Source organism: Stenotrophomonas sp. HMWF023 (assembly GCF_003060985.1).
Taxonomy (GTDB): Bacteria; Pseudomonadota; Gammaproteobacteria; order Xanthomonadales; family Xanthomonadaceae; genus Stenotrophomonas; species Stenotrophomonas lactitubi.
The window spans coordinates 1-9,340 of sequence record NZ_QAIJ01000126.1; the positions used below are offsets into that span (position 1 = coordinate 1).

The 9,340-nt window shown below is 68.8% G+C and carries 8 protein-coding genes; 2 read left to right on the top strand and 6 right to left on the bottom strand.

Annotation, left to right across the window (positions count from 1 at the left end; genetic code table 11):
* On the top strand, positions 1–147 hold a 147-nt coding region (locus DBR20_RS06775; RefSeq protein WP_146186963.1), incomplete at its 5' end, for a DUF885 family protein.
* 116 nt (positions 148–263) lie between these two features.
* On the opposite strand, the gene DBR20_RS06780 is transcribed toward DBR20_RS06775, so the two are convergent.
* From DBR20_RS06780 to DBR20_RS06800, 5 genes are all read right to left on the bottom strand, one after another.
* Positions 264–3,473, bottom strand: coding sequence for a CusA/CzcA family heavy metal efflux RND transporter (locus tag DBR20_RS06780; protein WP_108265650.1), 3,210 nt, complete (start codon positions 3,471–3,473; stop codon positions 264–266).
* A gap of 9 nt (positions 3,474–3,482) precedes the next feature.
* On the bottom strand, positions 3,483–4,664 hold the full coding sequence (locus tag DBR20_RS06785; RefSeq protein WP_108265651.1) for an efflux RND transporter periplasmic adaptor subunit: 1,182 nt from the start codon (positions 4,662–4,664) through the stop codon (positions 3,483–3,485).
* Positions 4,661–5,914, bottom strand: coding sequence for a TolC family protein (locus tag DBR20_RS06790; protein ID WP_089237869.1), 1,254 nt, complete (start codon positions 5,912–5,914; stop codon positions 4,661–4,663). Before DBR20_RS06790 ends, DBR20_RS06785 begins: the two co-directional genes overlap by 4 nt.
* A 56-nt stretch (positions 5,915–5,970) precedes the next feature.
* The gene (locus DBR20_RS06795; protein WP_089237867.1) at positions 5,971–6,315 is read right to left on the bottom strand and encodes a hypothetical protein; all 345 of its coding nucleotides are present in this window, start codon (positions 6,313–6,315) and stop codon (positions 5,971–5,973) included.
* Between the two features lie 242 nt (positions 6,316–6,557).
* A complete protein-coding gene (locus tag DBR20_RS06800) occupies positions 6,558–6,947 on the bottom strand; it encodes a RidA family protein (RefSeq protein ID WP_108265652.1) in 390 nt (129 codons plus the stop codon).
* 110 nt (positions 6,948–7,057) lie between these two features.
* Between DBR20_RS06800 and DBR20_RS06805 the strand changes: the two genes are divergently transcribed.
* Positions 7,058–7,951: a LysR family transcriptional regulator gene (locus DBR20_RS06805; protein ID WP_108265653.1), complete on the top strand. Its 894-nt coding sequence runs from the start codon at positions 7,058–7,060 to the stop codon at positions 7,949–7,951.
* On the opposite strand, the gene DBR20_RS06810 is transcribed toward DBR20_RS06805, so the two are convergent.
* Positions 7,920–9,152 (bottom strand): glycosyltransferase, encoded by a 1,233-nt coding sequence (locus DBR20_RS06810; protein ID WP_108265654.1) that lies wholly within the window; start codon positions 9,150–9,152, stop codon positions 7,920–7,922. The two genes, DBR20_RS06805 and DBR20_RS06810, sit on opposite strands and share 32 nt — an antisense overlap.
* Between the last annotated feature and the right edge of the window lie 188 nt (positions 9,153–9,340).

The window sequence follows — 9,340 nt, forward strand, 5'->3', positions numbered from 1 at the left end:
CGCCTGCGCGCGCAGGCGGAGAAGGAACTGGGTGACAAGTTCGACATCAAAGGCTTCCACGACACGCTGCTGAAGCAGGGTTCGGTGCCGTTGCCGGTGTTGGAGCAGCAGATCCAGGCGTACATCGCCGAGCGCAAGAAGGCCTGAGCCGTCGCGTCGCCGGGCATGGCCCGGCGCTACCGGAACGCGCGGTGGTAGTGCCGGCCGCTGGCCGGCAACTTCAGCAGAAAGGGGCGGATCGCATGATCCGCCCCTTTCTTCTTTCACCCCACCGCCCGCACCTTCGCCACGCGCGCAGCGAAGGTCGGCAGCACCAGCAGGGTCAGCACCGTGGCGGTGATCAAGCCGCCGATCACCACCGTCGCCAGCGGCTTCTGCACTTCCGCACCGGAACCACTGGCGATCGCCATCGGAATGAAGCCGACGATGGCCACCAGTGCGGTGGTCAGCACCGCGCGGATACGGCTGGACGCACCATTGATCGCGGCCATCATCGGCACGTCACCGGCGTCCAGGCGCTCGCGGATCGCCTGCATCAGCACCAGGCCATTGAGCGTGGCCACGCCGGATACCGCGATGAAGCCCACCGCTGCCGACACCGAGAACGGCATGCCGCGCAGCAGCAGGGCGAGGATGCCGCCGACCAGCGCCAGCGGTACGCAGCTGAACACCAGAATGGCTTCCTTGCCGCTGCGCAGGGCCATGAACAGCAGGCTGCCGATCAGCAGGAACACCACCGGCACCACCGTGGCCAGGCGCTTTTCCGCACGCTGCAGGTTCTCGAACTGGCCGCCCCAGGTCAGGTAGGCACCGGGTGGCAGCGCCACCTCGGCCACGGCGGTCTGCGCCTCGCCAACGAAGCCGCCGAGATCGCGGCCACGCACGTTGGCCTGCACCACCACCCGGCGGCTGCCGTTGTTGCGGCTGATCTGGTTCGGCCCTTCGCTGACGCTGATGCGCGCGACCGAGGACAGCGGAATCACCACACCAGCCGGTGTTGCGATCGGCAGCGAGGCCAGCTGATCCGGGTCGTTGCGTGCGCTGTCATCCAGCCGCACCACCACATCGAAGCGGCGGTCGCCCTCGAAGATCTTGCCTGCCGCCGTGCCGCCGATGCCGGTGGACAGCGCATCGCTGACGTCCGCGGCGGTCAATCCGTACTGCGCCGCTGCCACATGGTCGATCTTGACGTTGAGCGTGGGCAGGCCGGAAATCTGCTCCACGCGCACATCGGCCGCGCCTTCCACCGCACGCAGTTTCAGCGCCACCTGGTCGGCCACCTTCTGCAACTGACTGAAGTCATCGCCGAAGATCATCACCGCCAGATCGGTCCGCACGCCGGAAATCAGCTCGTTGAAGCGCAGCTCGATCGGCTGGCTGAACTCGAAGCTGTTGCCCAGCTGCTGGCCGGCCAGTTTCTCGAAGCGGGCGACCAGTGCTTCCTTGCCCAGCTTCGGATCGGGCCAGTCCGCACGTGGCTTGAGCACGATCACGCTGTCGGAAATGTTGGTCGGCATCGGATCGATCGCCGCTTCAGCGGTACCGGTACGCGAGAACACCGTTTCCACTTCCGGTTGCTTGGCAATCGCCTTTTCCAGCGCCAGCTGCATCGCCAGCGACTGCTCCAGCGAGGTCGACGGCACGCGCAGCGCCTGCATCGCCACGTTGCCTTCATCCAGGGTAGGCATGAACTCGCGGCCGAGCAGGCCGAACGAGCCAATACCCACCAGCAGCATCAGGCCCGCACCCGCCACCACCGACCGCGGACGCGCGACGGCCTGGCGGATGATCGGCTCGATACGCCCACGCAGCACGCGGATCAGCTTCGTTTCGTGCTCGCCATCATCGCTGTGTGCCTCGCCTTCCTTCAGCTTCGGCTCGCGCACCATCAGTGCGGCCATCGCCGGCACGAAGGTGAAGGAGAAGATGAAGGCACCGACCAGGGCCAGCATGAAGGTCGCCGCCATCGGGTGGAACGTCTTGCCCTCCACGCCTTCCAGGGTGAGGATCGGTGCGAACACCAGCAGGATGATCAGCTGGCCGAACGCTGCCGGTCGTGCCATCTTGCGCGCCGAATCAGCCGCGACACGCAGGCGTTCCATCGCGGTCAATGCACGGCCCAGTTCGGCACGACGCTGGCCCAACATCAGCAGCGTCGACTCGATCACGATCACCGCACCGTCCACCAGGATGCCGAAGTCCAGTGCACCCAGGCTCATCAGGTTGCCGCTGATGCCGAAGCGGTTCATGCCGATCACCGCGAACAGGAACGACAGCGGGATCACCAGTGCGGTGATCGTCGCTGCGCGCAGGTTGCCGAGCAGCAGGAACAGCACCACCACCACCAGCAACGCGCCCTCGGTGAGGTTCTTGGCCACGGTCTTGATGGTGGAATTGACCAGCACGCTACGGTCCAGCACCGGCGCTGCCACGATGTCCGCCGGCAGCGACTTGTTCACCTGTTCCAGGCGCGCCGCAGCGGCCTGGGCCACGGTGCGGCTGTTGCCGCCGGCGATCATCAGCGCGGTACCGAGCACGGCTTCATGGCCGTTGCGGCTGGCCGCACCCAGGCGCGGTGCGCGGCTCAGTTCGACCTCGGCCACATCGGACACCCGTACCACCACGCCGTTGCGGGTGGCCACCGGCGCTTGTGCCAGATCGTCGGTGGTCAGTGCCAAGCCATCGGCACGCACCACCAGGCCTTCGCCGGCACGCTGCACGAAGCCGGCACCGGCCTGCACGTTGGAGCGCTGCAGGGCCGTCACCAGGTCGGCCAGGCCCAGGCCATGCGCGGCCAACCGCGCGCTGTCCGGATGCACGCCGTATTCCTTCACGTAGCCACCGACGGTATCCACGCCCGCCAGCCCGGGGCTGGAGCGCATCTGCGGCGCGATGATCCAGTCCTGCACGGTGCGCAGGTAGGTGGCGCGTTCTTCCGGCGTGCGCAGCAGATTGCCTTCCGGCGTGCGGTAGACCTCACCGGCCTGCCAGCCTGCTTCGCCCGGCTTGGCCAGCTTCGCAGGGTCGAACGCGGTGAAGTCCACCGTCCACATCAATACCTCGCCGAGGCCGGTGGTGACCGGCGACAGCATGGGCGACGCACCATCAGGCAGGTCTTCGGAGGCTTCGCGCATGCGCTCGGCCACCTGCTGGCGGGCGAAGTAGATGTCGGTGGCGTCGGTGAAGATCGCGGTGACCTGCGAGAAGCCATTGCGCGACAGCGAACGGGTGGTGGTCAGGCCGGGGATGCCGGCCAGCGCGGTTTCCAGCGGATAGGTCACCTGCCGCTCGATCTGCTCGGGCGTCAGTGCCGGTGCCACGGTGTTGATCTGCACCTGGCGGTTGGTGATGTCCGGTACCGCATCGATCGGCAGCTTGCCGAGCTGGAACAGGCCCACGGCGGCAATGAGTGCAGCCAGGGCCACGACCAGCCAGCGGTGGCGTACCGCGGTTTCAATGATGAGCTTGAACATGGAAGGTCCTCAGTGCCCGTGCTCGGCTTCGCCCTTGGCCAGTTCGGCCTTGAGCAGGAAGGCGTTGGCGCCGACGATGCGTTCGTTGCCGCTCAGGCCACCGAGGATCTCGATGCGGTCGCCGGCGCGTCGGCCGGCCAGCACCGGTTGCACCTTGAAGCCGCCCTCGACGGCGACGAACACCGCGCTGCTGCCATCCACGTTCTGCACGGCATCGGCCGGCACGCTCAACGCGCCGTCCTTGCCGTCGGTGACCACCACCGCGGACACCGGCGAACCGGCTGGCGGCAATGCCGCATTGACCGGCGTGGCACGTATCACCGCCACGCCGCCCTGCTGGCGCACATCGGCGGCCGAACCGGTGACGGTGGCACTGAAGCTGCCACCCGGCACGGTCACTTCCAGCGTCATGCCTGGGTTGACCTGCGCGGCCAGCGCTGGCGGTGCGGTGAATACCAGCTCGTTCATCGACGGATCGGCGACGTCGGCCACCGGGCTGCCGGCTGCTACCACGCCACCGGGCGTGACCTGTACGTTGCCGACGATGCCGGCCACCGGGCTGGTGATGCGCACGCGGCCGCTACTGTCGGGTGAACCGTTGGCGGCGGCCTGTGCCTGTGCGGCCGCGGCCTGCGCCTGTGCCGCCAGCGAGCGCGCGCGTGAAGTTTCCAGTTCCTGGCGGGCGACCACGCCCTGTTCGACCAGCGCCTTGTCACGGGCATGGGCCAGGCGCGCCGCCTCGGCTTCCGCAGCGGCGGCAACCGCATTGGCGCGGAACACCGCCGCCTCGCCGCTGACCACGATCGCCAGCGCCTGGTTCTGCTTCACTGCCGTGCCCGGTGCGACCAGCACGCGCTCCACGCGCCCGGTCACGGTGGAGGCGACCGATGCACGCGCACCGATCGATGGCTCCACCCGGCCGGACAGCCGCGTTGAACCGCCGCCGCCGCGGCCGACGGCAACCACGTCGATGCCGGAGGCCTTGATCTGCTCGGGCGTCAGTTGCACCACGCCTTCATCGGCGTCGGGCACCTTGCTTGTTTCGGCCTTGGCTTCGGTGCTGTCGGCGGCGTGGCCATGGCCATCGTCGGCTGCGGAAGCTTCCGGGGGCTGTGCGTTGCCGGAGCAGCCGGCCAGCAATACGGTCAGCAGCAGGCCACCAACCAGGGGGAAAGAGCGGGACAGGTTCATCGGGCCTCCACAAAAGGTGCGCGCCCTTCGAGGCGGGCGAGATCGATTTCCGCGCCGACGCGCGACAGACGCGCGTCCACAGCGGTGCCGCGGGCGGCGATGAGGGCACTGCGGGTACTGCGCAGTTCCAGCTGCGAGATGCGTCCGGCGTCGAAGCCGACGCGGGCCAGGCGATAGGCCTCCTCGGCGGCAACCACGCTTTCGTCGGCCGCGCGGGTGCGGCTGCCGGCGGCCTTCAGGCCCGCCACCGCCGACAACCGTTCCGCTTCGCTGTCACGGCGCTGCTGGTCCAGCCGCGCCTCGGCCGCGCGCTGTTCGGCACTGGCGGCGCGGATGCCACCACGGTTGCGGTCGAACAACGGGATCGAGAGGCTGACGCCGAGCGTGTACGCCTGCTCGCGGTCCTCGCGGAAACGCGTCTGCGCGGCGGTGACGCTGAGGTCGGGCAGGGCACGCTTGCGCTCGACATCGACCAGGCGACCGGCCGCATCAACCTCGGCTTCGGCGACACGCACGGCCAGTGCCACATCGATGGCGCCACGCGGTGCCGGCGGTGCGCGGTCGAGCAGGCTGTTGTCGATGGTCTGCACCGGTGCATCCAGCAAGGCCGCACCGGCCAGGCGGGCCAGTGCGGCATCGCGGAAGGCCTGCGCCTCATCCAGCGCGGCGCTGGCATTGGCCACTTCGCTTTGTGCCTGCACCGCGCGCAGCTGCGGCTCGCGGCCATGCTTGACCATGGCGGTGACCGCCGCCGCATCGTCGCGGGTAAGGGTCAGCGCTTCGTCGGCCAGGGTGTAACGACGCAGGGCGCTTTCCGCCTGTGCGTAGATCGCCGCCAGCTGGCTGGCGACATCGCTTCGGCTCTGCGAACCGCGCAGGGCAGCGGCCTGTGCCTCGGCGCGGGCGGCGCGGACGCGCGCGCCACGCTGGCCCCAGACCTCCAACGGCTGGGACAGGGTAAGCACGGTGTCGGCCCTGCCCATGCCGCCGTAGGAGCCGGTGCCCCAGGCGTTTTCGGCGGACCAGGAAAGGGAGGGATTGGGCAGCGCCCGGGCCTGGTCGGCGCGGGCGTCGGCCGCCTCGGCCAATGCCGCGCCGACGCGGGTGCCGGGCAGCTGGTCGAGACGTTCTAGCAGGGTGTCATACGAAGGTGCGGCTTGTGCGGCGACCTGTGCGGCGGGGATCAGGCCCAGCAGCACGGCGACGACCAGCCCGGCCGCGCGCGGCGACCGACGTGTCAGGATCGACATAGGGGGATTCCGGTTGTGAGTGAAACGGGAGCCCGCGATTGCGGGACGCGCTCAACTCACGCCCGGGGAGGACGTGCCAGTTCGTCCTGGGCGACCGCATAGGTCGCCGCGTCGCCTGCATTCATCCAGCGCGCCGGTTGCGGCGTGCCAAAGGCGGCGAAGGTGCTCGCCGGCAGGCTCAGGTTGGAGTGGTGGCAGTGGTTATGACTGCAGGCAGCGGTGTGCTTGCCGTCGTTGTCATTGTCACCGTCGGGCTCTTCGGCAGCCGACTCCACATGCACCACGGTGCTGTCGTGCGGTTCCACCGCACACGCCAGAACATCGGCCACCGGCACGACCACGAACGCCGCCATCAGCAGCATCAGCAGGTACGAACGAAGGTGGCGGGCGATCCGGCGCATGGAGGGGAGGCTAGCAAGCGGTTTTCGGTGGATACAATATCAATGGCCACCTCGGGAATTCGTCGGAACCTCCCGTTCAGGTGCGCCGCGCACGGGACTGCTGCTCTGGTAGGTGCCGACCTTGGTCGGCACGCCTTTCGGTCCGTGGGGTGGGACACCGGGATGCGCTTCTGTAGAGCCGAGCCCATGCTCGGCTGCTTTCGCGTGGTCAGCCGAGCATGGGCTCGGCTCTACAGTGACGGTCACGGCAGCTTCGCGATCACCTTGATCTCGAACTGGAAGCCATACAGCCAGGTCACGCCGATACCGGTCAGGGTCGGGTGCGGCGCTTCGCCCCAGTACTCCGGCACGATCGCCCAGGCCTTTTCGAAGTTGGTTTCCGGGTCGACCAGGAACACGGTCACGTCGATCACGTCGTCGAACGTGCAGCCGGCCGCGGCCAGCACCGCGTTGAGATTGTCGAAGGCGCGGCGCACCTGGGTCTCGAAGTCCGGCTCGGGCGAGCCGTCCTCGCGGCTGCCGACCTGGCCGGAGACGAACAGGAAGCCATTGGATCGGATCGCCGGCGAGTAACGGTTGCGCTCGTACAGCGCCTGCCGGCCGGCGGGAAAGACGACATCGCGGTGGGACATACGGGGGATTCCAGACGGGAGGAGACCATCCTCCCCGCTGCCGCTGTCTGGATAAACCGCGATGATGCGCCTAGATTGATTGGTAATTCCAAACAATCAGGGCCGCTGACATGGACCGCTTCGAGGCGATGCGGGCCTTCGCCCGGGTGGTGGAGACCGGCAGCTTCACCCGCGCCGCGCATACGCTGCAGCTCAGCCGCACCACGGTCACCCAGCTGGTGCAGCAGCTGGAAGCGCATCTGCGGTTGCGGCTGCTCAACCGCACCACGCGCCGGGTCAGTGTTACCGCTGATGGCGCGGCGTACTACCCGCGCATCGTGCGTCTGCTGGCCGAGCTGGAAGAGGTCGAGGGTGGGCTGGGCGATGCCGCCGCACAGCCGCGTGGGCGCCTGCGCATCGACGTGCCCGGCCCGTTCGCCCGGCTGCTGCTGGTGCCGGCGCTGCCCGGCTTCCAGGCGCGCTATCCCGAGATCCAGCTGGAGGTGGGGGTCAGCGACCGCGAGGTCGATGTGATCGCCGACAACGTCGACTGCGTGATCCGCGGCGGCACCCCGGCCGACCCGGCGCTGGTGGCGCGGCCGTTGGCGAGCCTGCCGATCGGCTTCCATGCCAGCCCAGGCTATGTGCAGCAGTTCGGTGCGCCGGAACACCCGCGCGCGCTGCAAGGGCCGGACCACCACACGGTCGGTTTCCTCAGCCCGCGCAGTGGCCGCGCCCGCGTGTTCAGCGCGAAGCGCGGCGGCGAGCGCATCGAGGTGCAGGGGCGTTATTCAATCGGCTTCGATGATGGCAATGCCTATCTGGCGGCGGGTCTGGCCGGCCTCGGCGTGGTCGCGTTGCCCAGCTACATGGCCGCACCGCATGTGGCGCGCGGCGAGTTGCTGCCCGTGCTGCAGGATTGGCAGCTGCCGCCGATGCCGATGCACGTGATGTTCCCGCCGAACCGGCACATGAGCCAGCGGCTGCGGGTGTTCATTGACTGGGTGGTGGAGACGTTGGGCTGAGCCATCGCTCGACTGCGGCCACGCCGCACGCCACACCATCCTCGCTCGCCATTGCTGCGCCCAGAGCGGCTGCACGCGCGCGCGTATCCGCATGCTCGGCGAACGCCAGTGCATCGGCCAACGCCTGCGGCTGCAACCGTTTCGGTGACAGCGGCGCAGGCGCTACGCACAGGCGCTGCAGGCGATCGGCCCAGAAGAACTGGTCGGCGGCGAACGGCATCACCATCGACGGTATGCCGGCGCGGCAGGCCGAATGCGTGGTACCGCTGCCACCATGATGGATCGCCAGCGCGCAGCGCGGCAGCAAGGCTTCATGCGGGGTGGGCCCGATCACCAGCACCTTGTCGGGCAGCGCCATGTCGGGCACGCCGACCCAACCGGGGAACAGCAGCACGCGGCGCGGCGCAAGCGCTGCCAACAGCGCCGGCAACACGCGTTCGCGGTCGAAGCCGGTCATGCTGCCAAAGCCCAGGTAGACCGGCGGTGGCCCTGCATCGAGGAAGGCCTGTAGTTGGGCTGACGGCTGCCACGGCGCAGCAGGTGCCGACCACTGGCCGCACACGAGGTGGTCGGCCGGCCAGTCCGAAGGCGGTGGCAACAGCTGCGGCGAGATGCCGTACAGCATCGGCAGGCCGGTCCAGAGCGAGCGTCGCGGCGGCTGCCCGGCGTGCTGGCGGGCAGCGTTGATCGGGCCACGGAACTGACGCCAGATCAGGCCGTTGACCAGCCCGTAGCTGGCCCGGTTAATCCATCCCGGTGAGCGCCCGGGTGGCAGGAAGGGCGAGCGGAATGCGCGCGTCGGCGTCAGCGGAATCATGCCGGCGCCGATCACCGGAAGACCACGACGTTCGCCGACGCTCATGCCGACGAACGCCGCCAGGCCGCCGGTCAGGATCGCATCGCAGCCGTCGGCTGCAGCATCGGCCTGGCGCATCCAGCCGGCGACGTGCTGCAGCGCCATCCGTGCCAGCCCGGTGCTGGCGGCGGCCACGCCGTTGCCGCGTGAGACCAGCGCCACCACTTCATCGTGGATGTCGCCTTCAAGCGCGGCGTGCGGGACGCCCATTGTTTTCGCGCTGCCCAGAGTGCCGCCGTCGGCCAGCAGCATGACCTCGTGGCCGGCCGCAATCAGCCCGTGGCAGAGCATGACCAGCGGGCGCGTATCGCCTTCGGTGCCGTAGGTGAGGGCCAGCAGTCGCATTGGAAGCTCCGCAGTGAGGCGCCAGTATGCCGGTATCGCACCGCGCGTCCCTGCGCTCCCGCTGGCGCACGGCATGGGACAATCCAGCATCATCTGCCCACGTTGCACCGGGCGCGCGCAACAGGATCCAGCACCGCATGACCGCACCACCTTCACTACCGCTCCTTGTCTCCTGCCTGCCCGTTGCT

What these genes read in the sequence shown, in the direction of transcription:
- DBR20_RS06780 (WP_108265650.1), bottom strand. Translation starts at nt 3,473, where the DNA reads ATGTTCAAGCTCATCATTGAAACCGCGGTACGCCACCGCTGGCTGGTC.
- DBR20_RS06795 (WP_089237867.1), bottom strand. Translation starts at nt 6,315, where the DNA reads ATGCGCCGGATCGCCCGCCACCTTCGTTCGTACCTGCTGATGCTGCTG.
- DBR20_RS06790 (WP_089237869.1), bottom strand. Translation starts at nt 5,914, where the DNA reads ATGTCGATCCTGACACGTCGGTCGCCGCGCGCGGCCGGGCTGGTCGTC.
- DBR20_RS06810 (WP_108265654.1), bottom strand. Translation starts at nt 9,152, where the DNA reads ATGCGACTGCTGGCCCTCACCTACGGCACCGAAGGCGATACGCGCCCG.
- DBR20_RS06800 (WP_108265652.1), bottom strand. Translation starts at nt 6,947, where the DNA reads ATGTCCCACCGCGATGTCGTCTTTCCCGCCGGCCGGCAGGCGCTGTAC.
- DBR20_RS06805 (WP_108265653.1), top strand. Translation starts at nt 7,058, where the DNA reads ATGGACCGCTTCGAGGCGATGCGGGCCTTCGCCCGGGTGGTGGAGACC.
- DBR20_RS06785 (WP_108265651.1), bottom strand. Translation starts at nt 4,664, where the DNA reads ATGAACCTGTCCCGCTCTTTCCCCCTGGTTGGTGGCCTGCTGCTGACC.